Here is a 26244-nt window from a genome sequence, read left to right as displayed (position 1 = left end):
GGCGAGTTACCCAAGCGGCCAAAGGGATCTGACTGTAAATCAGACTGCTCAGCATTCGGGGGTTCGAATCCCTCACTCGCCACCATCTTGCAGTGCTCTCGGATCTCTCGGGTGATGTTCTTGTAACTCACCCAGACAGAGATGCCGAAGAAGAGCCGCCGGGATTCTCGGCGGCTCTTCTGCTTTTTCTGGCGTCGCGCAAACGGCTCGACAAGGCCGTTCTTGGCTCGGTCCGCGCTACGTCAACCGCGTCGGCTCTCGACTTCCGCCACGGGACGCACGTCCACCCGATCCCTGTCCCGCACCGGCCGAACTGCGTGCACGGCCAACAGCACAAGCAACGGCATGAGGTGGAAGGCCGCGAGCGTGGCGGCGTCGCGAGCGATGCCGTGGAAAGGATCACCGTCGTCCAAGGGGCCCGCGGAGGCTCCGTTCAAGAGCACGTATCCGAGGATGGAGATGGCGAGAGTGCCGACCGCGACGAGCGTGAGCGCGATGCTCCGTGTTCGCAGGGGAGTGTCCCGATTCTCGAATGCTCCACTCATGAAGAGCAGCGGAAGCGTGGCGAGCAACGTCACGGGGATGCTGCCCATCTGCAGGATCGCGAGCCAGTACAAGGCGGCCCCCACGGTGGGCGACGGCATGTTCAGCACGCTGCTGAGCTGCGCGCATGTTCCCCCGATCCACGAGGCGGCGATGACGCAGATCCAGACGATGGCGGGCATGAGATCGGCTCCTTATCCGTCGAGTCCTCAGGACTTAGGAGAATTGTTCCAGATGTTGTTGACGCAGCCCCAGCGGGTGGGCGGCCGCTTTCGCGGTCATCAGAGCGAAGATGAAGGCGGGTGAGGCAGCCTCGGCCTGACGGGGTTGTTCGGTCTCCGAGCCCGCGTCGAAGTGCTCTGCATTCGGTCGGCGCCCGCTACAGTCTGAGGCGAACCCCTACGAGAGGCAGCACCGATGGCCGATGAAGCAAGGCTCGCCCAGCTCGAGAAGGAACATCTCGAACTCGTCCTGCGGCGGTTCGATCGCAAAGACGCATGGGAGCTCGGACGTGCCATCGCAGAACGGGCACTCGCAGCTGGTCATCCGGTCGCCGTCGACGTGCGCACCTCGTCAGGGATCCTGTTCCACGCGTCGCTGCCGGGCGCGACCGCCGATAACGACTCCTGGGTGCAGAAGAAGGCCGCGACTGCCCTCCGCTTCGACACCAGCACCGCGCTGCTGGAAGCGCGAATCGAGAACGGCGGGCGCGACATGCACGAACCGGGGTGGCTCGATCCCTCCGAATACGCCGTCGCCGGCGGTGCTGTCCCCATCCGCGTGGAGGGTGTGGGTGTCGTCGCGGTCGCGACGATGTCGGGGTTGCCGTCTGCGCAGGACCACGACAACGTCGTCGACGGCATCCGCGGGCTCGGACTCCTCGCGGAATAACGCCTCAGGCCCCGCTGCCGGTCAATGCTCGGGCGGCGTGACGCAGAGATGGTCGGCCCGCATCGGCGGGCCGACCATCTCCTCTTGATCGGATCAGCGCAGCTTGACGTCGATCGTCTCGGTGAACGGGTCGATGTCGATGTTGGTCGTGATCGCGTAGCCGGAACCGGACGCGCCCGTGGGGCGGAACTGGATGCGGATGTTGGTGATGTCGTTCGCGGTGATGATGCCCGTGATCGAGCCGTCGGGGTTGGTCGTGACCACGATGCCGATGGCGTTGGTGAGCACCAGGGTGACGCCGGGCTGCGGAACGATCGTGACGTTGGTGCCGGCGGGGAGCAGGGCGAGGTTCCCGTCCGCGTCGCTGCCCTCCACCGTGAAGTTGGTGACGTTGCCGCTGACGACGCTCACGGTCGCGCCGGTCGCCCAGAACGTGGCGGGCGGCGCCGTGGTGGATGCCGCGGCCAGCGGAGTGGCGACCGCCACAGCGACGACCGGCACCGACCACGCTGCGCCCTTGACGAGCGTCCGGCGCGAGAGGCCCTGAGTGTCGAGTTCTTCCTGCATTTTCGTTCCTTGTCCGGCTCAGACGAGCCCTCTGTTTCGTGGGCTCTCTGTCGTCCCTCGGTAAGGAGTCGAAGCGCAGGCGGACGTGACGCGAGGAGGCCATATAAGGGGGTCCGCGTCGCTCTCTCGGCCATTCCGAAACTTTTTCCTCGGCATCGCGTCACTTTCGGGAACCGCCGGACTCCTTCCAGGTGTATCGACGCACAGGCGTCCACACCGGAGGCATCGGCGTCCAATCGAGGGGATTCGGAACAGATGAATGAGAACGAGGTAGCAGTCGCAGGGCGTGGCCTGTCGCGAAGGACGATCGTGAAGGGTGCAGCATGGTCGCTGCCCGTGATCGCCGCCGCCGTGGCAACACCGTTGGCGGCCGCGTCGACGGCGAACTGCACGGCGACGGTCAGCACGAGCACCGCCACGTACTCGCGGCTGAGCGCCACTTCGGCCGTGTTCACGTGGACCGACATCTTCGGCGACGGCAAGGACTTCACGCTCACGCTCAACGCCGTGCCCAACGGGGCGGCCAACATGACCATCAACACGACGAACAACTTCGTTCTGGATTCCAGCACGCAGGGCAATGAGTCGCTGCCCAGCGTGCGGTTGTCGCTCGACACCGTGAACCTCAACAACATCGGCGGAGGCGAGCGGGTGACATTCAGCTTCGCCCTGGATGGCGCGCCCACCATCGTCGAGAACTTGACGTACAAGATCAAGGACATCGACGGCTTCCAGGCAGTCGATGCCCTCGGCGGCGCAGAGCGCGTCTACCTTTCGGCGGGGGCCGGGACCGGCGTCTACAACTCCGACTGGATCCGCGGACAGGGGACGGCCGCCAACCCGTGGCGGCCGTTCACCGGCGCCCCGAACGTCGAGGTCATTCCCACCAACACGGGAGGCAACATCGCGGTCACCGCAGCGACGGTCGGTGCATTCGACCTCACCTTCGTCGCCAACAACTCGGGTCGTGCCGGCACGGATCGGCCGAACCAGAACATCTGGGTGGGCCCGTTCAGCTTCACCGCGGTGAACCCCGCCTGCCTCGCATGATGCCGTCGAGGAGGTCGACTCGGTCGGCGGGATGGGTCGCAGGGGCGATGCTCGTCCTCGGTGCGCTCATCGCACCCGCGGGCGTCAGCGCCGCAGCAGCCGCAGAGGTCGCCCCGGGGGACTCCGTCTACGTCGGCAGCAAGGAAGGCTACAGCGGTACGGGGGTCTTCCCGATCTGGTCTGAGGGGATCCCGAGCGGGGATCCTGACCTGTGGGCGTATTGCCTCGAGAACCAGGTGACGGCGCAGACGGGCCGGGTAGGCACTGTCGGCGACGGCGGCGACTTCCTCGGCAGCAACTACTTCGTGGATCCTGCCGTGCAGGGGAAGGTGCTGTGGGTGCTCGCCCACAGCTATCCCGCGGTGAGCCTCGCAGATCTCGCAGCGTCGGCCGGGGTCGCGCAGATCTCGCGGAACGATGCGATCGAGGCCACGCAGTATGCGATCTGGCGCTATACGGACCTCACGTTCGATGCCGCGTGGCCATGGGAGACGCCGGACTCGGAGGCGGCCTACTGGTACCTCGTGAACGGCGCGAACGCGAGTCCAGGGCTGACCCCGGAGGATCTCGAGGTCACGGCCACTGTGACGGCGCCGGATGCGGCGCAGGTCGCGGGGACCCTCATCGGACCGTTCGTCGTGAACACCAACCGGGCCTCGGCCTCCGTCTCCGTCGATCCCGCCGTGGCGGTCACCGACGTGAACGGGGCGGCAGTGGCCCTCGACGCGGTCGTCGACGGTCAGGAACTATATCTGGACCTGCGCGCTTCGACGGCAGCGGGCAGCGCGACCGTCCGTGTCACGGCCGAGGGATCGAGCAGCACCGGCATGGTGGTCTCGGTACCGAACGTGCCGGGTGGGACGCCCACTGCGGAGGACCACGCGCAGTCGATCATCCTGGTGGCGCCCGCGGCGACGCAGACGACGGGGGAGGCCACTGTGGAGTGGGCCGCTCAGCCCGGTGCCGCGGAGCCGGTGATCGCGACGTCGCTGGTCGACGCCGCCGACGGTGACCGGGCGCTGGGATGGAACGGGGGAACGGTGATCGATACCGTCGCCTACCAGAACCTGATTCCGGGCACCGTGTACACGGTCTCGGGTGAGCTGATGCGCAAGTCCGACGGTCAGCCGACCGGTATCACGGGTTCGACGACGTTCACTCCGACGACCGCGAACGGCTCTGTGGGCGTGACTCTCGTCGTGCCGGAGGGCTTCGCCGGAGACGTGCTCGTGGCCTTCGAGGAGCTCTTCGAAGGTCCGGAGGCCTCCGGCGAGCCGGTGGCGGAGCACAAGGACATCGACGACCCCGCGCAGACGGTCACGGTGGCGCCGGCCCCGGAAGCGCCGGCGCCGTTCATCGGGACCTCGCTGGTCGACGCCGCTGACCAGGACCACGTTCTGGCTGCCGGCGGCGGGACGCTCATCGACACGATCGCCTACCGCAACCTCACGCCGGGTACCGAGTACACGGTCACGGGCGTGCTGATGGACAAGGCGAACAACGAGTCGACGGGCATCACGGGATCGACCACGTTCACGCCGACGACTGCGGACGGCTCGGTCGAGGTGTCGTTCCGCGTCACGGGGGAGTTCGCCGGCACGGTGCTGGTGGCATTCGAGAGGCTCTTCGTCGGCCGAGATGTCACCGGCGACCCTGTCGCGGTGCACACCGACATCGATGACGCGGCGCAGACGGTCGCGGTCGACGCGGCGGGTTCCGGTGTTCCCACGACACCGGCTCCGGGCGGGGAGGGAAACCTCGCGGTCACCGGTGCCCCGGCGCCGATAGCGAGCATCGCTGCCGCAGTGCTCGCTGTTCTGGCCGGTGCGGTTCTGATGCTGGCGAGGCGACGCAGGCTCGACGCCTGACCGGTTCTCCGACAGGACAGGGCCGCGGATATCTCCACTCCGCGGCCCTGTCCGCTGCCGCTAGTATGAGCGCAGCGCCGTCGTTGAACACGTGTTCAGATGTGGATCGATCGCGTGGGTCTGCCCGCGGTCAACTGCTCGTCGCAGATGAGCGGGCGTTCTTTCTGGAGGGGAAGGCGTGGAAGATTCTCGCGGCGATGCCGAACTCCTTCGTGCGCTTCGGGACGGCGATCAGGCAGCGTATGCCGTGCTGTGGGAGCGGCACATCGGCGCGGCGCTTCGCTACGCACACCGACTCTTCCCGTCGCGGGCCGAGGATCTCGCCTCCGAGGCGCTCCTGGCCATCTACCAGCAGGTGACGACCACCGGCTCCGGGCCCGAGTTCGCGTTCCGGTCGTACCTCAAGGCGGTGATCCGCAACACCGCGATCCGGTGGCGCAAGGATGCCGAGCACATCGACGACACGGTCGAGCCCGATCGGGCCGACTTCCGTGACGCGCTCAGCCTCGTCGAACGAGAGACGAACGCGCAGCAGTTCCTCGGGGCGTTCCAAGAGCTCCCCGAACGCTGGCAACGTGTGCTGTGGCTGACCGAGGTCGCTGATGTACCCCGCCCGGAGGTGGCGCGCGAGCTCGGCATCAAGCCCAACGCTGTCTCCGCCCTGCAACGCCGAGCCCGTTCCGGACTCAAGGTCCAGTGGCTCACGTCGCAGGTGCCGCTCGCGCTGAGAGACGACGAGGCTCACGTCGCCCGACTCCTCCCGCGACACCTCACCGAGCCGCTCGACGAGGCCGTGGCGCAGGAAGTGGCCGGGCACGTGTCGTCATGCGACGTGTGCGGCGAACTGCTCATCGGTCTTCGCAGCGACGCGCAGCGCCTGCATGGCGTCACCCTCTCTGCCGTCGGATTCGGCGCACTGGGAGTCATCCTGCCGTCCACCGGAGCATTCGCTCCCGGCACCGCGGTGGCGGCCGCGGTCATCGCCACCGGCGCAGGCGCGGGTCTTGCGAGCCTTCTGGCCGGCGGCCTGGGTGTGCTCACCGCCGGCACCTTGATACTCGGATCCTTCCTGCTCCCCGGAGCCGCGCCGGCAGCATCCACGCCCGCCGCCGAGGGGGACAAGACGTGGAGCGTGGCGCGGTCCGTTCCTCACGTCGGAGTGCCGGCACCCGTCGTCGGAGCGCCCGACGGGACGGTGGCCACGCCCGCACCGTCCGCATCGCCGTCGCCTCCCCGAACCGGACGCTGGAACTCCGACCCGGCGATCGACTCCATCGACCTCGTCAACGATCCGGATGCCCCGGGGCCGCTCAACCCCACGAGGCCGGGAACCGCGCCCGGGACGACACCCGACCCGGGGGAGACTCCGGGCTCGGCCCTCGGCCCCGGTGTCACCAGCCCCACGGCATCCTCCGGCTATCTCGCTCCGGTGGTGGCGGGCACTGCCACGCCAGGGTCGGCTGTCGCGATCGAGGTCGCCGGCCAGCGCTACACGCCAGCGGTCGCTGCCGACGGGAAGTGGTCCTTCGACTCTCGTGCCCTGGAGCTCGCCGCCGGCACGTATGACTATCGGGCCTGGGCGTTCGATGCCGCCGGGCAGTCCCCGGCCACGACAGGCACCTTCACGGTCCGTCCCATCGTCATCGAAGGGTTCGAGAACATCATCGGCACCGAAGACATGCAGGTGGAGGAGGCGAGGACAACGGGTGTGGTCATCGCCGCCACCGGCCCTGCGAACGGAACGATCTACGTCAGCACCATGCAGGGGCACTCGGCGATCATCCCGCTCGACGACACCGGGCACGCGGTGAAGCGGCTGCGGCTGAACTCCCGCGGTTGGTATTGGTTCACGTTCCGAGCCATGGACGCGGAGGGATTCATCGGGCCGATGGACGAACATCCGCTCGACGTCTACGACCCCGACATCATCTTCGACCCCTGGGGGCCGGGGCCGGAGGAGATGACGTTCGAACTCGTCGACCCCTGACGCTCCTCAGAGCAGTAGCTGTCACTCGTCCGTCGGGACGACCGGTCCACTGACGGCCAACGCGTACTGGGTGCCGTCCGAGCGACGTTCCACGAGCTGGTAATCCACGAGGTAGCGGCGGAGCACGGCGACATCTTCGGAATACGGCAGAAGTCGCGCATTCACCTCGCGTTCGGTCAGGACTTCGTCTGCTCCGAACACCCCTCTGGCGACCCAGGCGAGGAGCTCTCCGCGTTCTTCGAGGTTGGCCGGGTACTGGCGGATGCGCTTTCCGTCGACGAACCGCTCGATCCCCTGCCGCCGCGGCACGGGCGCCGATGCGAGGATCTCTCGGAACACGTCAGGCGCGAGCGCCTGGGTCTCCGCGTCGACCAGGCCGCTCTGCACGACCGCCTCCGTCACACGTCGGCGTCGAGACGGCGAGAGGCCTTCCACGGCTGATGTGAGAGTTCCGCCCAGCATCACCTCGGCGGCGACGCGGCGGGTCTCGGGGTTCGCGAACAGGGCGATCAGCGGGCGCCACGCGTGTGAGTCTTCCATCGCACCATCCTTCTTCCTCCGGGTCGCCCCCGCTCCCGCATCGAGCGGTGGGGACCTCCTGCAGGCTACTTCGTGTGCTCGTCTCGACGCGATATATGGGTGGCACCGAGGTCCTCCATCCGCCACACTGAGTCCCATGGGATCAGCGTTGACCACCATCGGACTGCCCGTCGCTCTCGGCATCATCATGCTGGGCCTCGGTCTCAGCCTCACCCTCGCCGACTTCGCGAGGGTTCTGAAGCAGCCGAAGGCGGTGATCATCGCGCTGCTCTGTCAGCTCGTCGTGCTGCCGGCCATCTGCTTCGGACTCGTGCTGGCGTTCCAACTCCCCCCGATCCTGGCCGTCGGCATGATGATGCTGGCCGCATCCCCGGGCGGGACCACCGCCAACCTCTACAGCCATCTGTTCCGCGGAGACATCGCGCTGAACATCTCGCTCACGGCGGTGAACTCGGTCATCGCGGTGATCACACTGCCGATCATCACCAACTTCGCCATCGCCTACTTCGAGCCGTTCGACGACCGGCTCGGCCTGCAGTGGTCGAAGGCCCTCGAGGTGTTCGCGATCGTGCTGCTGCCGGTCGCACTGGGCATGATCGTGCGGCGCTACTGGCCGAAGTTCGCCACCGGCATGGACAAGCCGGTGCGCATCGCCTCGGTGATCATCCTGATCGTCGTGATCGCGGGCGCGGTCGCCTCGAACTGGACGCTGCTGGTGGCCAACTTCACGCAGCTCGCCCTCATCACCGTGCTGTTCTGTCTGATCAGCCTGACCATCGGGTTCCTGATCCCACGGATGCTGCGGGTGGGGAAGCGGCAGGCGATCGCCACGTCGTTCGAGATCGGCATCCACAACGCGACGCTCGCGATCGTCATCGCGCAGTCCGTGCTCGGCTCGGTGGAGCTGAGCCTGCCCGCCGCCGTCTACGGGGTGCTGATGTTCTTCATCGCATTCGGCTTCGGCTTCCTCATCCGGGATCGATCGGGCGAGGGCGCTGAGGGCGTCGCGGCGCCTTCGGGTGCCACCCGTTCATAGACTGGAGCGATGCGACCGCTCACAGAGGCCGACGTCAGGTCATCGTTCGTCAATGCGGATGCCGATGAGCTGCGGACCATGGAGATGCCGCACGACTTCCTGCTCGTCGACTGGGACTACCTCGACTTCTTCGCCTGGCAGGATCCGAGCGCCACTCGCCGCGGCTATGTGCTGATCCCGCACGAGGACGGCGTCGTCGGCATCGTGCTCCGCGCCACCGAGCCGGGACGCGGACGCTCCGGCCTGTGCAACATCTGCCACACCATGCAGCCCGGCAACCAGATCGCGCTCCTCTCCGCTCGGCGCGCGGGCGAGGCGGGGCACCGAGGGGACTCGTTCGGCACGTACATGTGCGCCGACCTGTCCTGCCACGAGAACGTGCGCCTCGCGCATCCGCTCGCGCCCAACGAGATCAGGACGCCAGGACAGGTCGACTTCCGCCTCGACGGCACGCGGCGCCGGATGGAGCGCTTCGTCTCGCAGGTCTGGGAGCAGAACTGATCACGGTTACGCTGGACCACACGTCCTGCGCTCGAAGGAGAAGCCATGAGTGATGCCATCCTGTTCACCGTCGAAGAGGGTATGGCCCGGCTCACGCTGAACCGTCCCGCCCGGCTCAACGCGTTCAACGCCGACCTCGCCCACGCGTGGAAGGATGCGACCGCCGAGGCGACGTCGCGGCCCGACGTGAAGGCGATCCTGATCGATGCGGCAGGTCCGGCCTTCTGCGCCGGCGGCGACGTCATAGACATGGCCACGACGATGGGCGCATCCGGGGCGGAGATCACCGCGCTCGCCGAGGTGATCAACGCCGGTATCCGGTCGCTCACCGAGTCTTCGGTGCCCGTCGTCGCCGCCGCACATGGCACTACGGCCGGCGGAGGCCTCGGCATTCTGCTCTCCAGTGACTACGCCGTCGTCGGGTCGCGTTCCAAGCTCGGCAGCCTGTACGCGAACATCGGCCTGACTCCCGACCTCTCGGTCTCGGCGCAGCTCGCCAGGGCGGTCGGCCAGCGCCGCGCGCTGCAGCTCGTGCTCCAAGACCGGTTGCTGTCGGCAGCGGAGGCCGTGGAGTGGGGGCTCGTCGCCGAGTCGGTGGAAGGCGCGGACGGTGCTGCTGAGGCAGATGCCGTGCGGACCCGCGGCGAGGAGATCGCACGCTTCTGGCTCGCCGGAGCGGCCGACGCGTACGGACAGGCGAAGCGGCTCGTGCGCTCGCAGCCCGAGCGCTCGTTCGTCGAGCAGCTCACGGAAGAGGCGCGCTCGATCGGCGCAGCCCTGGAGACTCCGGATGCGCAGGCGAGGGTCGCGGCCTTCGCCGCCGCGTCCGCAAGGAAGTCGGGCTGACTTCTCCTCCCCCCGTCGGCGTGGAGTGAAGACTTCTCCTCAGCGCGGCGCTCGACCGTCGCCTGCGGCGATGCGCGTGGCAGGATGAAGGCATCGCCGCTCGACGAGAGGATCACCATGTCCCAGCCGGACATCACCACGCAGCCGCAGGGTGAGAAGAAGAATATGTCGCTGCTGATCAGAGGGTCCCTCTGGATCGCCATCGGGGCACTGATCGCCGCGGCGCTCGTGTGCGTCATCTGGGTGCTCGTGGGGGATCAGGACGGGCTGATCGGACGAGCTTTCCTCACGATCCTGCTCCTTGCGGCCTTCGCAGGGATCGCGATCCTCGAGGCGGGCCTCGCCCCGAATCGCCCTGACTGGCTGCAACTGGCCAGCATGGTGAGCTGGATCGTCGCGCTGCTCGTCGGCGCCGTCAAGATCTGGCTCCCCGAAGACGGCATGTTCTTCGGAGCCGAGCGCTTCTTCCAGCTGCTGCTCGTCATCGGCATCCTGCAGCTCGCCCTCCTGCATGTGCGGCTGTTCACTCCGGCCGCGCAGCGGCACATCACGACCTTCACACGTGTGATCTACATCGTCACGATCACGTTCCTGGTCGGACTCGTCGGCATGCTCGTGTTCTTCCTCGCCTTCCCGAACACCTTCCACTACGGCGAGCTCTACTGGCGGATCGTCGTCGCGCTCACGATCCTCGTCGCCGTCGGAACCACGCTCATCCCGCTGCTCAACGCGCTGTTCGCGCCGAAGAAGAAGGCGTCGCCTGCTCGTGGCGTCGCGCCGGCGCCGTCGTGGCCGACCTACGCCGACGGCGTCACCCCGCTGCCGGCGCTGCCCGACTCGTCGCCGGACTGGAACGCCTACTACACCGGGTACCGGACTCCTGCACAGCCCCAGCTTGCCGCGCCCACGTCGAGCTTCCCGGTGGCACCCCAGCCTGCACCTCCGCAGCCCACGCCGCCGCAGTCGGCGCCGCCGCAGTTCGCACCGCCCACCGCGCCGGGTGGCCACCTCGTTCCGCCCGCACCCGCCGCCGGAGGCCAGCCATTGGCCCCGCAGCAGGGCGAACCGCAGGCGTTCCCGCCGCCGCCGCCCGCGCCCCAGCACCCTGCACAGTGACGACCGAACTCGAGCTCGGCGAACTCGCGACCGAGATCGCCCGGGAAGCAGGAGAGCTCGCTCGCGCGCGTCGGCGTGACGGGGTGCGTCTCGCCGCCACCAAGACGACGCTCGCCGACATCGTGACGGACGCCGACCGCGAGGTCGAGGCGCTCATCCGAGAGCGACTGCGCGCCGCCCGTCCCGACGACGGCTTCCTCGGCGAAGAGTCGGGCGCCGAGCCGGGTGCGAGCGGGATCACGTGGGTCGTCGATCCGATCGACGGCACGGTGAACTACGCCTACGGCATCCCGGCGTACAACGTGAGCATCGCCGCGGTGCAGGGCGAGCCCGACCCCGAGACCTGGGTGGCGCTCGCCGCCGCCGTCAACGCGCCTGCGCTCGGAGAGGTATTCACAGCGGTGCGTGGCCACGGAGCATGGTTGGAGGGGAGCCGGCTCGCGGTGACCGAGGAGACTCCGGCGGGAGCGCTGCTCGGCACCGGGTTCGGCTACGACCCCGCGACCCACGACGGCGATCTCGCCACGGTGGCGCGCGTCATGCCGATGGCGCGTGATCTCCGACGCATGGGTGCCGCGGCGCTCGACCTCGCCTACGTCGCGGCCGGGCGCCTCGACGGGTACTTCGAGCGCGGGCTCCGCCCCTGGGACCACGCCGCCGGGGCGCTCCTGATCACGGAGGCGGGAGGCCACGTCTCCAGGATCGACATCGAGTCGACGCGGCCGATGCTGGTCGCCGGGGGCCGCGATGTGCATGCTCGACTACTCGAGATCCTCGACCCGAAACACTGACCGATTCATGGCATTCCCAGGCTGATCAGGGTAGGGTTTACCCGATCGTTACTTTCGCCACCCGAAGGTGAAAGTCTGAGTTTGCGCCCGAAGCTTGACGCACAACCGAGAGAAACGCTTTGCCCTTCGAGAATTCCCAGGCTGCCTCTGCGCCCACGCGCCGGTCCAGCCGACTCCGCACCGAGGCCCCCGAAGCCTCCGCGGCGGGAACGACGGCACCCAGTTTGGCCGCAGAAGCCGCGGCCGTCGCGCCGCTTTCCCGTCGTACCGCTCGCCAGCGACAGGCCTCCGATGACGCCGTCGTCGAATCACCCGTCGAGCCTTTCATCGCCGCGACGCCTGAGCCGATCATCGCCGATGTTCCCGCCACCCCGGTCGTCGTCGACGCGGGGGAGCAGATCCTCGAGATCGCGACCGCAGATGAGATCGACGCCGCACCGGCCGACTCGACGCCGGAGCCGGCGAGTGAGTTGCCCCTCGAAGACGATGTCGATGCCTTCGAGCGTGCATCCCGAGCTTTCCGCACGGGTTCGATCCCGACGGCCGACTTCTCGGCCGCGCACACGCCGTCCTCCGTTGCGGACTCCACGCAGCCCGAGGCTCCCGTCCACGTCGCTGCACGCCGCCCGCGCAACTTCCGCAAGGTCGTGGCCGTCGGTGCCAGCGTCGGCGTGATGAGCCTCGCAGGGCTCCTCGCCGTCTCCATGACTCTTCCCGCCGAGGCTGTCGCCGCGGTTCAGGGAACCTCGGTCGCGGCCACCTCGCTGGTCTCGGCTGCTGCCGCCGACGCGAAGGGGGCGGCCGATGACGAGATCCAGGCCTTCGTCGCACCCTCGGGCGTCGAGAACGAGCCGCTCGCGCGATCCGATGACTTCAGCACCGTCTCGCTGGTCCAGGTCGCCGCCGAACAGGGCATCAACTACTCGGGCGAGATCTTCACGAACGACCCCGACGCGGCCATCCAATGGCCCTTCCTGGTCGGCGTCGGCATGAGCTACGGGTACGGCATGCGCAGCGGCCGTCTGCACGAGGGCATCGACTTCGTTCCCGGCGACGGGGCCCCGGTTCAGGCGATCGCCGACGGCACCGTCCGGATCGCGACCGAGCAGGGCGGCGCCTACGGCGTCACCGTCTACATCGACCACGTCATCGACGGGTCGGTCATCACGAGCCACTACTCGCACATGCAGTACGGTTCGCTGCAGGTCAAGGCCGGCGAGACCGTCAAGGTCGGCACGGTCGTCGGCAAGACCGGAAACACGGGCCGTTCCTACGGCGCGCACATGCACTTCGAGCTCATCGTCAACGGGTCGACCATCGATCCGATGCCGTGGCTCAAGGAGAACGCCGGGCGGACGTCTTACTGACGGCCCGGATTTCATGAGGACGCCACAGTGATGGTATTCTCGTACGGTTGCCCCGCGAGGGGCAGCACGCCCCGATAGCTCAGTGGCAGAGCACTTCCATGGTAAGGAAGGGGTCGTCAGTTCAATCCTGACTCGGGGCTCGCAGCATTCTTCTCACGCGGACGGATGCCTCGCGGCAGGGTAGCTCAGCTGGTTAGAGCGCACGACTCATAATCGTGAGGTCGCGGGTTCAAGCCCCGCTCCTGCTACAGACTTAAACCCCCGGGAAATCGGGGGTTTTGTCGTTTCTGGGCCGTGAGTCCGGGATACGGCGGCAGTTGTGCCGGTTTTGTGCCGGTCAGCGGCGCGGTGACATGTGCTTAGCGGTGCTTGTGGGGCTTCGACGGACGTTCCAGTGGTGAGCCAATCCCGACGACGTGCCACCATCCGCAGTAGTGGCATCGCATTGCACGCGCCGGCTTGTGCGCGCGTCGGGCTACTGCGATCGCTTCGGCCTCGGAGTCGATCACAGCACGGGTTGTGGAGCATCTCACGGTCATGCGAGGAGATTAGCTGTGACGACCGACATCCGCACCGCTGTTCCGGCTGCTGGCCCTTCACGGGGTGTACGCGTTAGACTTCTAGTACGGCGGGCAATAGCCCTCGGAGCCTGGCAGTCTTCCGGACGGTATGACGAGCCAGGCTCACGTGTTTCTACAGCCGGGTGACCCGGGACTCGACGATCGCGTCGACGCGACGGATCCAATCGCCGCCGTTCGAGTAGCACCAGGCGACGGCATCGCTCACCCAGAGCAGCGGATGCTCGTGCGGAGCGACATGCCGGTACTGCATCTCTGATGACCGAGCGCGACGGATCACATCGGCGATCAGACGCCGATCGGCACGTTGCAGGGACTCGTCTCGTTCGATGATCAGATGCGCTACACCAGCGCGGACGGCCTCCTCAGCTAGCGCGCCAAGCGAGAGAGGGCGAGCCTCTTTGTCGGATCGGTGTTTCACGACCCAGACAGACACGCGCACGTCGAGAGCGCACATGCGCGAGAGGATCTGGCGGCGTCGACGGTCGCTCTCACTCTTGAAGTGGATGCGCCGCTGGCCGGGCTTGAGGAGATCGCGCAGTGCCCGCTCGGATGCCTGCACGTCTCCGACTGCGGAGGCGGTCGCGACGACGTAGTAGCCCCGCGCCTTCGACTCGTCGACGTAGACACGGTCGGCAGGGTGGAAGATCACCCTTCAACCGTAGACTGCACTTCAGACGCATCAAGTTGGTTGTGCAAGTCTCGCGGCGGGGCCGCTGAATCAAGTGTGGAGTTGTGAGAACTTTCTTTACTCTTTCAAGGCCGGCCTCCGGCCGGCTGCGTCACCTCGGTGCGTCCGGTCCTCGCTCCGCTGCGGTCCGGGCGCTCCTCAGTGGCGCACACCACTAAGCTTGGCCGCAGTTCGTAGCCACTGATGAGGAGATACGACCTTGACCCGATCGTCGATCATGACTCGAGCGGGCTTCACGTCCGATCCCTTCGCCACCTGGGACTCTGACCGTGAAGAGCATTTGGCCGACTACTTCGTGCCGCCGCCTTACTTCCCCAGCGTTCTCGGGGATCCAACAGCGCCGGAACCGACAATCATCTTTTCGCCGCGTGGCACCGGAAAATCTGCCCTCCGCCGCATACTCGAACAGCAGTCGGCGAACGACTCCACACCGTACCTCGCCATCTCCTACATGGATTTTGAGTGGGCCAGCGGCACAACGCCAACCATCGAGCAGCACCAGCTCCAGATCGCCCGTCTGCTCACCTTGGCCATCTTGTCCGAGATTGAGGCCGAGCCGAGTGAAGCGCTGTTCCACCTCGACGAATACGACAAGTCAGTTCTCAAGACAGCAACGACTGCCCTCCTGTCTACTCTGACTTCTACGCAATTTCGCGCCGCGCTCAGCAGAGTCAAGAGTCGTCACGACAAGGCAAGCGATCTCTGGGCCAAGTATGGGGGCCTCGTAACCGGAGCCGTAAGCGCGCTCTCCGCCGCCGCAGGGCTGACCGCATCACCCATCAACGCGGAACTCATCTCATCACCCGAAGCACTCACCGCGGGAGCGCAAGACCTACTGGGCGACCTCGTAGCTGTCACACGCAAGCTTGCTTGGCGTTCGGTCTACGTTCTGGTGGATCGAGTAGATGAGACTTCAGCGACCGCTGCTGATCCGGTCGCAGCGTTCAACGTGATTCGCACGCTTGTGACAAGTCTTCCCACTCTCGAACAGCCGGGAATAGGCTTCAAGCTCTTCCTCTGGGATCAGACGCACGATCTCTTCAAGACTCAGGGCGGGCGTCCCGACCGCATTGCGATTAACACTCTGCGCTGGTCTGTAGATGAACTCTCGGAGATGCTCACTCGCCGGCTCCGGACATTCTCGGAACAGAAGATCTCATCTTTCAATGTCCTTCTAGACGACAGCGCGGAGCTCGATGCTCACAAGCTGCTGTGCTATCTCGCGCACGGGTCACCGCGAGACATGATTCGCCTCGCGAAGCATGTGATTGCCGAGGCCACTCGCGGAGGGGATGAGGGCCAAATCAGCCGCGAGGACTTGATGCGAGGAGTGCGCGCATTCTCGGATCAGCGAGCCGAGGAGCTCTTCCCACAGATCGAAGCGGAACTTACGCGGGTCCCGGGCGCGAGCTTTACCACCTCGCAGCTTGCCAGCGATGTCTTCAAGATCGGTGTCGCCTCGATGCGGCAGAAGATTATTCAGTGGGATGCGGTCGGAGCAGTAGTCAAGGTGGGTGAACGCCAAACCGGGTCGCCCAACCGCCCACCCCACGTCTACGCATTCACCGATCCCCGTCTCGTTCTCCGGAGTCGAGATGAGGCCGAAATCGAACGCCGACTAAACGAATATCTTGTTGAATGCGATACGTGCCACGAGCTAGCTATCGGTTCCGGGGATGACCTCTTCTGCCCGAAGTGCAAGAACGAGATTTCACGACACGGCGCCCGCAGCCTTCTGCAGATCGTCGCTAGCAACTAGGGCAGTGCCGGCCACGTGCCGGTTGCCCCACTGTAAACACCACAAGATGGCCACGACCAACCCGTCAGATCCCGCGCATTTATGGGCACAGTCATGACGACAGGTGCATTGCGCGCCTTGGCACCCCGCGGTATCCGGACCGGACGCGGCCCACGAAAGGCAATCCTATGGCGCGAAAGCTATACAAGTATCTCGGCCCGGAGCTTGCAGGCATTGCCCTCTCACATGATGGAGCAACCCTAAAGTTTTCGCTGCCAAGGGAGTTCAATGACCCTTTTGAGTTGTTTCTGACCGTGGATCGTAACTCTTCTCCCGACACCCTCGCTTTCTATGAGGAGGTAATCGGAGAGATAGCGGGTATGCCTACGACATGCTTCTCGAGTCACCCTGATGTGGTTCCGATGTGGGCTCATTACGGCCAGAACGGCCGGGGGTTCGTCCTGGAGGTTGATGAAGATCTTCTGAGTGCCGACCTCCGCGACGACGGAGTCATTGAGGACGTAACCTACCGTGACTCGAGTCCCGATGAGCTCGCCGGGTTGCTCGCCCGCGCTCAATTTCGCCAGAAACCTAGAGACATCTACTTTCTCCGCAATGGCGTCTACAACGCCGCCTACTTCACAAAGGCTACGTGTTGGTCTTATGAGAAGGAGAGGCGTCTCGTTCTGAACGGTGCGACGGACCTCCTCCAAGCGGGTGGTGTTTCGGTTCTTCCAATCCCGCGCCAGTTCGTGACAGCGGTGATCCTCGGCTCGAACGTTGATACTGACACGGAGTCGAAACTGCGCTCGTATGCAGCAGAAATTGGTTGCAAAGTGTATAAGTGCAGGATCGGGCGAAGTAGCATCACCCCCTATTTCACGAACTCGGACGGTTCAACTTGTGTCTTCGCGGGCGGCGCAATCTCAGAAGCTGAGAACTCCTGCCAATCGTGCGGTGAGCCTATGGAAGACGGCGATAGCTGCTCATGGTGCAGGATTCAGGAAGCGGATCGGCATGATGCGGCGGCAAGCAATTCTTGGCGATTGATCGCTTCAGCAGGACTGTTGCAGGACTACATCAATTCAATGAACTCGATTGGCAAAAAGTAGTTGCGCTAGCGCATCCGTCCCGTGCGCCTTGTCTCCTCCTGCGGCTCGCTGAGCAACAGCAGCGGAGCGAGCTCGCGCATCGGTTCTACAACTGAACGTCTTGCCTTAGTAGTTTCGGTGCCGGTTCTGTGCCGGTTGCTCCGTTGAAACCATCCTCAACCAGCCGCATCCAACCACGACGACTTCCGCGGAACCACACGGCAAACGGCAGGCCCCGTTGCCCCACCGCATCTAACTCATAATCGTGAGGTCGCGGGTTCAAGCCCCGCTCCTGCTACAAAACACTAGGCCCGCGGGTGAATCTCACCTCGCGAGCCAGCGTTCTTCCAGTGGTAACGGATCGGCCGCCGCTCGGCTCGTCCGCGATTGCCATGAGAAAGTCGACGAACTCGATCAGGCCCTCCTCTCCGGTCGGCGGCTCCTGAACCCCGTCGCCGATCGTGCGCGACCGTGGCGAGGGGCGCGTCCTCACGCTCGTCCGGTGGGATGTCGCACTTTCGGCAGGCGACAGCCGTCAGCCCCGCGGCATCGATCGTTCGGCGGCGGTGTCGCTAAAGTGGGCGCATGGAGTGCCGCCGGGGGCCGGAAGCGACGCGGAGATCTCTGCGTTGGACCCGCGCGATCGCGGCGGGGGTTGCTCTGACGCTCATCTGGGCGCTGCCTGCATGCGGAACTGACCGTCGCATGTATGAGGGGGCGGTAACTGAGGCCGAATCCGGTTTGGCGATCGGCCTAGAGAACACTGCACGACAGCTCGCTGATCTCCTGGCTGAGCGCACCGCCGTGAGCGAGATCTCGGCAGACGACATCGTCGATGTGTTCCTCACGGACGCGCGAGGTTACGAAGCCGGCCCAGCGAACCCCGTGAAGACGCGTGGGGTGTTCGACATCGTCGAGAACGGTGACGGATCCGTGACGTTCTCCGTCTTTTTCAGATCGGGCGCGTATCGCGCCTCCGGACTGACTTCCACGAGCCAGTCGCGTCATACCTGTGGAACTCTCACCGGTATATTCACCGAATCCGCGCTCTCGATCGGCGACCTCGAGTGTCCCCCGGAGATCGAGGAGTAAGCCGGCGATGACTCGATCTTCATGCCGATGACGCAGAACGCGGAGAAGTACGGGGCGGAGATAGACACGTTGCCGTGACACACCACAAGTGGCGCTGAGGCAGCCGCAACGTGATCAGAGGCCCTTTTACCGGACCCAGGAAACGCAGGGCCGCGAGATCAAGGGTGTCTGCCCTTACGTGCGCGGCACCCGCGTGACGGGCGGCCACACGACGAGCAGGAATGCGGAGACCGGGCCGAACAGCAGCGTCAGCAGGAACGACGTCCATGTGGACCGGTTGCGCGTGCGCGCGAACCCGCCGGCGAGGATCGCCACAGTCAGCCACATCGCAGAGACGAGGGTCCCGACATACTCCAGAGTCATGTCCTCGACCCTACGGGGAGCGTCTACGCCTAGAGGGAGCCGCCTGCGTGTCAGTCGACGACGCGCATCAGTCGGTCGCGGGAACGCTCGATGTGCGTGCGCATCGACTCCGCGGCCGCGACCGGATCGCCATCGGTGATGGCGCGGACGATGGCCGCGTGCTCGTCGACCGTGTCGGACACGTATGCGCCCGTGTAAGCGAGTCGGAACGTGTGCAGGTGGCAGTGCGTGCGCGCATACGCCTGACGGACCGTCTCGTTCCGCGCCGAACGGAACACGAGATCGTGCAGCCGCACGTCATGACGGGAGAGCAGGCGGTAGGCGTCCGCTTCGCCGACCGCGGTCCGCCCCGCCTCGACCTCGTGGGCGAGTTCCTTCAGATCCGTGGCCGAGCGGCGTTCGGCGGCGCTCGCCGCACTGCCCGGCTCCAGCAGCAGTCGCAGTTCGAAGAGTTCGGTCAGCCGCGTCCGGTCGAGCAGATCGGTCGTACGGTACCCGCGCAGGGGGAGCTTCTCGACGAGCCCGTCCGACTCGAGTCGGGCGAGCGCCTCTCGCACGGGGGTCGGCGACACCTCGAACTGCCGGGCGAGCTCGCCCGCGTTGATACGTGCGTCGGGCGGGAAAGTGCCGTCGAGGATCGACTGCTGGAGCGCGCCGTAGACCTCGTCACCGAGCATCGTGCGTGCGCCGGGGGTGAAGGAGGGCAATTGACCGAGCGTAGACATCCGACCTTTCCCTTGACATAGCGGCGGAGTGCAGCCATCATATCCTTTGAAAGATCAAATACGATATTTCAAAAGGAACCCTTTTCCTGGAGGCTCAAAGATGCGCATCACACAGCACGTGCGGCTCGGCGCCGTCATCGCGGCAGCCGCCGCCCTCACCCTCGCGCTCGGCGCGTGCACCCCGCAGAACGCCGATCCGGACGCCGGCGGAGAAGGGGCCGGCGGAGATCTGTCCGACGTGCGCGTCGCCCTCGTTCCCGGCGGCGCCCACCCGTACTTCCAGCCCTGGATCGAGGCAGGCGAGAAGGCGGCCAAGGACTTCGGCCTCGGCGAGGTCACGTTCAACGAGACCGCCGAATGGGACCAGACCAAGCAGAACGACGTGATCAACTCGCTCGTGGCCAACGGCTACAACGCGTTCGGCATCTTCGGCGTCTCGCCGACCGACATCAACTCCACCTTCAAGAAGCTGACTGACGCGGGCGTCGCGGTCGGATCCATCGCCTCCTGTCCGGCCGGCGACGAGAACCTCGCCGCCTTCTGCCTCTCGACCGACACCGAGGAGGCCGCGTACCAGGCTGCCGCTGCGGCGATCGAGGCGATCGGCGGTAAGGGCACGATCGTGCACATGACCGGCAACAACGTCGACTCCAACACGCAGCGCCGTATCGAGGGCGTCCAGCGCGCGATCGACGAGACCGACGGCGCCGTCACCCTGCTCCAGACGATCACCGACGTCGACACCGACCTCGCCACGGCCCAGAAGGCGGCATCCGATCTCCTCGCGGCAAGCGGCTCCGAGATCAACGCGATCGTCACCACGGCCTACAACCCGGCCGTGGCGAGCGCCGAGGCGATCGCCGAATCCGGCCTCGAGATCCAGCTCGTCGCGATCGACGACGACGCCACCATCCTCGACGGCATCCGCGACGGCTCCGTCTACGGAACGGTCGCGCAGAACCCCGCCGGCCAGGCGTATGTGGGCAGCTGGGTGCTGGCGCAGCTCGCGAGCGGCACCTGCGAGATGGCCGACCCCGGAGTGATCGTCGACTCCGGTTCGTTCGTCGTCACGAAGGACAACGTCGACACCTACGACGACGAGCGCGTCGCGTTCGCCGAGAAGGTGAAGAAGCAGTTCGACGACGAGCTGCTCACCTGCAAGTGATCTGACCCACACCAGGAGATGTACCCGATGGCCAGTACGATCACCGATGCTCGCGCGTTCCTCGTGGACGTCGCCGTCGAGACCGAGCGCACGGATGCCGTGCAGAGCTTCGTGTCTCAGGAGACGATCTTCGTCGAACTCACCACGAGCGATGGCCTGCACGGCCTCGGGTACTCCTACACGATCGGAACGGGAGGTCGCGCAGTGCTGTCGATGCTGCGCGACCACCTGCTCCCGATCCTCGTCGGTCAGGAAGCCGACCGCATCGAGGCGGTCTGGTATCGCCTGTTCGCCTCGACCCGCGCGACGACGACCGGGGCCATCACCTCGCTCGCACTGGCTGCCGTCGACACGGCGTTGTGGGACGTCGCCTCGCGTCGTGCCGCGCTCCCGCTCTGGCGGCTCGCGGGCGGGTTCCGCCGCGACATCCCCCTCTACGACACCGAGGGCGGGTGGCTGCACCTCGACACCGACGAGCTGGTGGCCGGAGCGCTCGCCTCGAAGGACGCCGGGCTCAAAGGCGTGAAGGTGAAGATCGGCAAGCCGAGCGGACAGGAGGACCGCGAGCGTCTGACCGCCGTTCGTGAGGCGGTCGGCGCGCACTTCGACATCATGGTCGACGCCAACCAGTCCCTGACCGGCGCGGAGGCCATCCGTCGTGCCCGACTGTTCGACGGACTCGACCTCGGCTGGATCGAAGAGCCCCTGCCCGCCGATGACATCGAGGGGCATGTCCGCCTCGCGGCATCGACATCGACACCGATCGCGGTCGGGGAGTCGATGTACTCGATCGCGCAGTTCCGCGAGTATCTCGACCGCGGCGCCGCGGGAGTCGTCCAGGTGGACGTCGCCCGCATCGGCGGGATCACGCCTTGGCTCAAGGTCGCGCACCTCGCGGAGTCGTTCAACGTGCACGTGTGCCCGCACTTCCTCATGGAGCTGCACGTGAGCCTGGTCGCCGCCGTCCCGAACGGACGCTACGTCGAGCACATCCCGCAGCTGCGCGCGATCACCCGGACCGGCATGACCATCGAAGACGGCCGCGCCCTCGCCCCGGAGACGCTCGGTCTCGGGATCGATTGGGATCGCGACGCCATGGACGATCGGATCGTGCTCTGATGTCGCGTCTGGGCACTGCCGCGCGCGCCGAGCTCCGCTCACCGCGTGCGCTCCTCGTCGTCCTGATCGTCGTCCTGGTCACGACCCTGGCGATCCTCAAGCCGGCGTTCCTCAACGGCCCCTTCGTCATCGCGCCGCTGCTCACGACGATCGCGATCTTCACGGTCGTCGGGCTCGCACAGATGGTCGTGCTCTCGATCGGCCACATGAACCTCGCTGTGGGACAGCTCGCGGGGATCGGAGCGCTCGTCACCGGTGCCGCGTTCGAGAACTTCGGCCTGCCGCTCCTCGCCGGGCTCGCTCTCGGGGTGCTCGCCAGTACGGCGCTCGGCGCGCTCGCCGGATGGATCATCGCCAAGACCGGAGTGAACTCCTTCATCGTGACTCTCGCGATGAGCTTCACGCTGCTGGGGCTGATCCCCACGCTGTACAAGTCGTGGAGCACCGGCCAGGCCTTCACGGTCTCGCCCGCCGGGTTCGAGACCATCGGGCGTGGCACCTTCGCCGATGTCTGCATGTTCGGCTACTGCGGGTCGAACGCCGTGCCGCTGATGGTCCTGCCCGCACTCGGCTGCATGGCCGTGATCTGGTACTTCTACACCTGCACACGCAGCGGACGCGAAGTCCTGATGACCGGCAGCAGCGTGAAGGCCGCAGAGCTCTCGGGCATCCCGACGGCGAGCCGGACGATCCTCGCCCACGCCCTCTCCGGACTGCTCGCGGCGATCGCCGGGTTCCTGCTCGCGGCCAGCACGGGGTCGTTCACCCCCGCCATCGGCAGCGAGTTCATGCTCTCCTCCTTCCTCGGACCGATCCTCGGCGGCACCCTGCTCGCCGGCGGCCTGGTCTCGATCGTCGGCACCGCGCTCGGCATCACACTGACCTCGGTGATCCGCAAGGGACTCGAGCTGTTCGGGGTCGGACTCGAGACGCTCAACGTCCTGCTCGGCGTCATCCTCCTGGCGGCACTCGCCACGGATCGGCTGCGGCTGCTCTTCGCGCGACGCCGCCCCGCCAACGCGACGGAGTCCGCCGCGACCCTCGCCGTCGAACTCGAAGAGGCGGAGGCCCACCGATGAAACGCATGATCAGCGCGAACAACCTCCTGCTGGTCGGGATCGTCGTGGTCGGAGCCGCTGTGCTGGGCATGGCGACATCGGGACAGTTCTTCGGCCCGGTGTCGATGACGAGCTTTTTCCGGTTCGTCAGCGTGCCGATCCTGATCGGGCTGGCGCAGATGATCACGCTCTGCGTCGGTCAGCTCAACCTCGCGGTCGGAGCGATCGGCGGTGTCGCGGCCTGCTTCACCGGCGTGATCGTCACCTCCTGGGGCGTCCCGCCGTGGATCGGCGCCCTCGTCGCCGTGCTCACCGGCGCCGTCCTCGGCCTCGTCAACGGTCTGCTCGTCGTCGGCACTCGGATCAACGGCTTCATCGTGACTCTCGCGATGTCGCAGATCCTGATCGGTGTGCAGTACGCCCTCGTCGGCACCCGCACGATCGAGCGCAAGGCGTGGCCCGAGCTCGCCGCCTTCGGGCGGTCGGAGATCCTGGGCATCCCGACGATCTTCCTGATGACGCTCGTGGTCGCCGCGATCGTCGCCCTGTACTTCGCGCAGACGGTGTCGGGACGAAAACTCCTCGCGAGCGGAGGCAACGCCTCGGCCGCGCAGCTCGCCGGAATCTCGACCGACCGCGCTCTCATCGTGGCCCACACGCTCTCCGGACTGCTGTGCGGCGTCGCCGCGATGGTGAGCATCTCGTTCCTCCCCGGCGTCAACACGACCGTCGGCGGCGACTGGCTGCTGCCGAGCTTCGCCGCACCGATCATCGGCGGCGTCGCTCTCGCCGGAGGCACCGTGGCCGTCCTCGGCACTGTGCTCGCGGCCATGGTCGTGCGGCTCGTGGATGCCGCCAGCCCGATCTTCCGATTCGACGCCGAGGTCGTCAACTTCGTCGTCGGTGCGGTCGTGCTCGGTACCGTGGCACTCGGCAAGCTGCGCGAGGTGCAGGCATCACGACATGCCAGCAGGATCAGATCGTTGCGAGCGGAAGCCGCACTGGCGGAGGTGAAGCGATGAGCGTCGCACTGGAAGTCCGGAACCTGCGCAAGACGTTCCCCGGGGTGACCGCGCTCGCCGACGCGAACCTGACCCTCGAGGCGGGCTCGGTGCACGCGCTCATGGGAGAGAACGGCGCGGGCAAGTCGACGCTCATCAAGATCGTCACCGGTGTGCAGGGCGCCGACTCCGGGAGCCTGATCCTGGGCGGTGAGGAGGTCTCGTTCTCGAACCCGCTGGAGGCGATGGCCGCCGGCATCGGGGTGGTGCATCAGGAGCGCAACGTCGTCCGCGAGTTCACCGTGGGGGAGAACATCGCCCTCTCCGCGATGCCCCGCCGCGCGGGCACGGTCGACTGGCGGCAGGTGTGGCGGGAGTCGAAGCGCTGCCTGGACATGCTTGACCTCGACATCGACCCGCGCACTCCCATGCGTGAGCTCTCGGCCGCGCAGATCCAGCTCGTGGAGATCGCCCGAGGCCTGTACCGGAGCGCCAAGGTGCTCCTGCTCGACGAACCGACCGCCTCACTCAGCAACGACGAGGCCGACCGCCTGTACAAAGTGGTGCGCCAGCTCAGCGCCGAAGGCACCGCGATCGTCCTCGTCAGCCACAAGCTCGACGAGGTGTTCGCGCACTGCGACGCGATCACGGTGCTCCGCGACGGCAGCACCGTCATGCCGTCGCAGCCGATCGCGGACACGACCCGTGACGAGGTCGTCGCGCGGATGGTCGGCCGAACCCTCGCCGACCTCGAGGTCGAGGAGCGCGAGGTCGATCGCACCGTCACGCCCGCGCTCGAGCTCACAGACGTCAGCACCGCCGCCGGGCATCGTCGCATCTCGCTCGCCGTGCATCCCGGAGAGGTGCTCGGGATGTACGGGCTCGTCGGCGCCGGACGCACCGAGCTCGCGCGCGCGATCCTCGGACTCGACCGGGTCGTCGGGGGAGAGGTGAAGGTCGACGGCAGACCGGTGCGGATCCGCTCCGTGCGCGATGCCCTGCGCCGCTTCCGCATCGGCTACGTCACCGAGAACCGCAAGGAGGAGGGCGTCTTCCTCCTGCAGTCGATCACGCGCAACGTCGCCGTCACCATCTGGTCGGAGATCTCGAAGGTGCTCGGATTCGTCCCCGGTCGCACCGAGCGCGACACGGTGCAGACCCACGTCGACGCCCTCGACATCAGGATCAGCTCCCAGGATCAGCTCGCCGGCCAGCTCTCCGGAGGCAACCAGCAGAAGGTCTCGCTGGCCAAGTGGCTCGCCGCCCGGACCCGGGTGCTCATCATCGACGAGCCGACCGTCGGAATCGACGTGCGCACCAAGCGGGCGTTCTATGAGCTCATCTGGCAGCTCGCCGACGACGGCATGGCGATCCTCCTCATCTCGAGCGACCTCGCCGAGATGGTGACGCTCGCCGACCGCATCGTCGTCATGGACCAGTTCATCGTGCGCGGCGTCGTCGAGAACACGCACGATTACCAGCCGATGAGTGCGGCCGTGATGGCGCACATCCACGGATCCGCAGTGGAGGCTTCATGATCCCCCTTCGCGCGCATCGCGGGCTCGACATCAGCATCCTCGGCATGGGGTGCGCGCAGCTTGGCAATCTCGGCAGTGTGTTGACCGATGAGGAGGCGGAAGCCTCGGTACGCGCGGCCTGGGACGCCGGCATCCGCTACTTCGACACGGCGCCCCACTACGGACTCGGCCTCTCGGAGCGCCGACTCGGTCGCGCGCTCGCGGCCTATCCGCGTGACGAGTACGTGCTCTCCACGAAGGTCGGGCGCCTCCTCGTCCCGAGCCCGGAGACCGCCCATCTCCGCGACCTGGACAACCTCTTCGACGTGCCGTCCGATGTGCGGCGCGTGTACGACCTCAGCCGCGACGGGATCCTGCGTTCGGTCGAGGCAAGCCTGGAGCGACTCGGACTCGACCGGGTCGACGTCGTGTACATGCACGACCCGGACGCCCACTTCGACGCCGCCAGGACCACGGGCGCGCAGACACTGTCGGCACTGCGTGACGAGGGCGTGATCGGGGCCTACGGCGCCGGAATGAACCAGGCGGGAATGCTCGCCGACCTGATCGAGCAGACCGACACGGACATCGTGATGTGCGCCGGCCGGCTCACGCTGCTCGAGCAGGGCGCGAGCGTGCGGATGCTGCGGCTCGCGCGCGAGCGCGGCGTCGCGGTGGTTGCCGCCGCCGTCTACAACTCGGGACTCCTCGCCCGGGACAGCGTGCCCGACCGGGTGAGCTACGACTACGCCGACGCCCCGCAGGACATCGTGGAGCGGGCGCGGGACATCGAGCGGATCTGTCGCGCGCACGACACGACGCTGCCCTCGGCCGCCGTGCAGTATCCGCTGCGGATGCCGCAGGTGGTCTCGGCCGTCGTGGGGATGCGCGGGGTGCAGCAGGTGACGGAGGCCGTCGCCTGCGCGACGGCGAGCATCCCGGAGTCGCTGTGGACCGCGTTGGAGCAAGCCGGGCATATCCTGTCACCGGAATCGATCTGAGC

25 protein-coding genes and 3 tRNA genes are annotated in these 26244 nt (G+C 66.6%); 22 read left to right on the top strand and 6 right to left on the bottom strand.

From position 1 onward, the window contains the following. Nucleotides 1-85: transfer RNA gene (locus BQ2383_RS14090), tRNA-Tyr, on the top strand. A 157-nt stretch (nt 86-242) separates the two neighbouring features. On the opposite strand, the gene BQ2383_RS14085 is transcribed toward BQ2383_RS14090, so the two are convergent. Next, on the bottom strand, nt 243-725 hold the full coding sequence (locus BQ2383_RS14085; RefSeq protein ID WP_091035254.1) for a hypothetical protein: 483 nt from the start codon (nt 723-725) through the stop codon (nt 243-245). Between the two features lie 235 nt (nt 726-960). Between BQ2383_RS14085 and BQ2383_RS14080 the strand changes: the two genes are divergently transcribed. Then, nucleotides 961-1434, top strand: a complete 474-nt coding sequence (locus BQ2383_RS14080) for a heme-binding protein (RefSeq protein WP_091035252.1) — start codon at nt 961-963, stop codon at nt 1432-1434. Nucleotides 1435-1527: 93 nt separating this feature from the next. Here the strand turns inward: BQ2383_RS14080 and BQ2383_RS14075 are convergent, their stop codons facing one another. Then, a complete protein-coding gene (locus BQ2383_RS14075) occupies nt 1528-2001 on the bottom strand; it encodes a hypothetical protein (RefSeq protein ID WP_091035250.1) in 474 nt (157 codons plus the stop codon). 309 nt (nt 2002-2310) lie between these two features. On the opposite strand from BQ2383_RS14075, the gene BQ2383_RS14070 reads away from it, so the two are divergent. From BQ2383_RS14070 to BQ2383_RS14060, 3 genes are all read left to right on the top strand, one after another. Further along, a complete protein-coding gene (locus BQ2383_RS14070; protein ID WP_091035249.1) occupies nt 2311-3051 on the top strand; it encodes a hypothetical protein in 741 nt (246 codons plus the stop codon). Between the two features lie 47 nt (nt 3052-3098). Further along, nucleotides 3099-4919, top strand: coding sequence for a VaFE repeat-containing surface-anchored protein (locus BQ2383_RS14065; protein ID WP_167381628.1), 1821 nt, complete (start codon nt 3099-3101; stop codon nt 4917-4919). A gap of 178 nt (nt 4920-5097) precedes the next feature. Continuing rightward, the gene (locus BQ2383_RS14060) at nt 5098-6906 is read left to right on the top strand and encodes a sigma-70 family RNA polymerase sigma factor (protein WP_091035242.1); all 1809 of its coding nucleotides are present in this window, start codon (nt 5098-5100) and stop codon (nt 6904-6906) included. Nucleotides 6907-6927: 21 nt separating this feature from the next. On the opposite strand, the gene BQ2383_RS14055 is transcribed toward BQ2383_RS14060, so the two are convergent. Next, nucleotides 6928-7446 (bottom strand): DUF2087 domain-containing protein, encoded by a 519-nt coding sequence (locus BQ2383_RS14055; RefSeq protein WP_167381627.1) that lies wholly within the window; start codon nt 7444-7446, stop codon nt 6928-6930. Nucleotides 7447-7582: 136 nt separating this feature from the next. Here BQ2383_RS14055 and BQ2383_RS14050 point away from each other — a divergent pair, with 136 nt between their 5' ends. From BQ2383_RS14050 to BQ2383_RS14015, 8 genes are all read left to right on the top strand, one after another. Beyond that, nucleotides 7583-8482: a bile acid:sodium symporter family protein gene (locus tag BQ2383_RS14050; protein WP_091035239.1), complete on the top strand. Its 900-nt coding sequence runs from the start codon at nt 7583-7585 to the stop codon at nt 8480-8482. 9 nt (nt 8483-8491) lie between these two features. Next, complete coding sequence (locus tag BQ2383_RS14045; protein ID WP_091035237.1) at nt 8492-8983, top strand: FBP domain-containing protein; 492 nt, start codon at nt 8492-8494, stop codon at nt 8981-8983. Nucleotides 8984-9028: 45 nt separating this feature from the next. Next, nucleotides 9029-9829, top strand: coding sequence for an enoyl-CoA hydratase/isomerase family protein (locus BQ2383_RS14040; RefSeq protein WP_091035234.1), 801 nt, complete (start codon nt 9029-9031; stop codon nt 9827-9829). A 117-nt stretch (nt 9830-9946) separates the two neighbouring features. Then, nucleotides 9947-10945: a hypothetical protein gene (locus tag BQ2383_RS14035; RefSeq protein ID WP_140403364.1), complete on the top strand. Its 999-nt coding sequence runs from the start codon at nt 9947-9949 to the stop codon at nt 10943-10945. Then, complete coding sequence (locus BQ2383_RS14030; RefSeq protein ID WP_091035229.1) at nt 10942-11736, top strand: inositol monophosphatase family protein; 795 nt, start codon at nt 10942-10944, stop codon at nt 11734-11736. The genes BQ2383_RS14035 and BQ2383_RS14030 overlap by 4 nt, the downstream gene beginning before the upstream one ends. A 119-nt stretch (nt 11737-11855) precedes the next feature. Further along, a complete protein-coding gene (locus BQ2383_RS14025) occupies nt 11856-13103 on the top strand; it encodes a peptidoglycan DD-metalloendopeptidase family protein (RefSeq protein WP_091035226.1) in 1248 nt (415 codons plus the stop codon). Nucleotides 13104-13171: 68 nt separating this feature from the next. Then, a tRNA-Thr gene (locus BQ2383_RS14020) sits at nt 13172-13243 on the top strand. A gap of 34 nt (nt 13244-13277) precedes the next feature. Then, nucleotides 13278-13351, top strand: a tRNA-Met gene (locus BQ2383_RS14015). Between the two features lie 445 nt (nt 13352-13796). On the opposite strand, the gene BQ2383_RS14010 is transcribed toward BQ2383_RS14015, so the two are convergent. Continuing rightward, complete coding sequence (locus BQ2383_RS14010; RefSeq protein ID WP_091035223.1) at nt 13797-14333, bottom strand: hypothetical protein; 537 nt, start codon at nt 14331-14333, stop codon at nt 13797-13799. Nucleotides 14334-14571: 238 nt separating this feature from the next. Here BQ2383_RS14010 and BQ2383_RS14005 point away from each other — a divergent pair, with 238 nt between their 5' ends. The 3 genes from BQ2383_RS14005 to BQ2383_RS13995 all read left to right on the top strand — a co-directional run bounded on the left by BQ2383_RS14005 (nt 14572) and on the right by BQ2383_RS13995 (nt 18293). Then, entirely contained in the window at nt 14572-16131 is a 1560-nt protein-coding gene (locus tag BQ2383_RS14005) for a P-loop ATPase, Sll1717 family (protein ID WP_140403363.1), read from the top strand. Between the two features lie 167 nt (nt 16132-16298). Beyond that, on the top strand, nt 16299-17222 hold the full coding sequence (locus BQ2383_RS14000) for a DUF2971 domain-containing protein (RefSeq protein WP_091035216.1): 924 nt from the start codon (nt 16299-16301) through the stop codon (nt 17220-17222). A 684-nt stretch (nt 17223-17906) separates the two neighbouring features. Next, on the top strand, nt 17907-18293 hold the full coding sequence (locus BQ2383_RS13995) for a hypothetical protein (RefSeq protein ID WP_140403362.1): 387 nt from the start codon (nt 17907-17909) through the stop codon (nt 18291-18293). A 174-nt stretch (nt 18294-18467) separates the two neighbouring features. Here BQ2383_RS13995 and BQ2383_RS13990 read toward each other — a convergent pair whose 3' ends face one another. Together BQ2383_RS13990 and BQ2383_RS13985 are read right to left on the bottom strand one after the other, a co-directional pair. Continuing rightward, nucleotides 18468-18656, bottom strand: coding sequence for a hypothetical protein (locus BQ2383_RS13990; RefSeq protein ID WP_091035211.1), 189 nt, complete (start codon nt 18654-18656; stop codon nt 18468-18470). 50 nt (nt 18657-18706) lie between these two features. Beyond that, entirely contained in the window at nt 18707-19363 is a 657-nt protein-coding gene (locus BQ2383_RS13985; RefSeq protein ID WP_167381626.1) for a GntR family transcriptional regulator, read from the bottom strand. 118 nt (nt 19364-19481) lie between these two features. On the opposite strand from BQ2383_RS13985, the gene BQ2383_RS13980 reads away from it, so the two are divergent. The 6 genes from BQ2383_RS13980 to BQ2383_RS13955 are packed head-to-tail and all read left to right on the top strand — an operon-like array spanning nt 19482 to nt 26242. Continuing rightward, nucleotides 19482-20546 carry a sugar ABC transporter substrate-binding protein gene (locus BQ2383_RS13980; protein WP_091035205.1) on the top strand — a complete coding sequence of 355 codons (1065 nt, stop codon included), beginning with the start codon at nt 19482-19484 and terminating at the stop codon, nt 20544-20546. Nucleotides 20547-20573: 27 nt separating this feature from the next. Next, complete coding sequence (locus BQ2383_RS13975) at nt 20574-21665, top strand: mandelate racemase/muconate lactonizing enzyme family protein (RefSeq protein ID WP_091035203.1); 1092 nt, start codon at nt 20574-20576, stop codon at nt 21663-21665. Beyond that, nucleotides 21665-22744 carry an ABC transporter permease gene (locus BQ2383_RS13970; protein ID WP_091035201.1) on the top strand — a complete coding sequence of 360 codons (1080 nt, stop codon included), beginning with the start codon at nt 21665-21667 and terminating at the stop codon, nt 22742-22744. Before BQ2383_RS13975 ends, BQ2383_RS13970 begins: the two co-directional genes overlap by 1 nt. Next, nucleotides 22741-23745, top strand: coding sequence for an ABC transporter permease (locus BQ2383_RS13965; protein WP_091035199.1), 1005 nt, complete (start codon nt 22741-22743; stop codon nt 23743-23745). Before BQ2383_RS13970 ends, BQ2383_RS13965 begins: the two co-directional genes overlap by 4 nt. Continuing rightward, complete coding sequence (locus BQ2383_RS13960) at nt 23742-25262, top strand: sugar ABC transporter ATP-binding protein (protein ID WP_091035198.1); 1521 nt, start codon at nt 23742-23744, stop codon at nt 25260-25262. Before BQ2383_RS13965 ends, BQ2383_RS13960 begins: the two co-directional genes overlap by 4 nt. Continuing rightward, nucleotides 25259-26242: an aldo/keto reductase gene (locus BQ2383_RS13955; protein WP_091035196.1), complete on the top strand. Its 984-nt coding sequence runs from the start codon at nt 25259-25261 to the stop codon at nt 26240-26242. Before BQ2383_RS13960 ends, BQ2383_RS13955 begins: the two co-directional genes overlap by 4 nt. Nucleotides 26243-26244 lie beyond the last annotated feature (2 nt).

This window comes from Microbacterium oxydans (assembly GCF_900095745.1).
In the GTDB taxonomy this organism is placed as follows: domain Bacteria; phylum Actinomycetota; class Actinomycetes; order Actinomycetales; family Microbacteriaceae; genus Microbacterium; species Microbacterium oxydans_B.
Note: the sequence above shows the minus strand (reverse complement) of the source record. Positions and strands in the feature narration are given on the sequence as shown.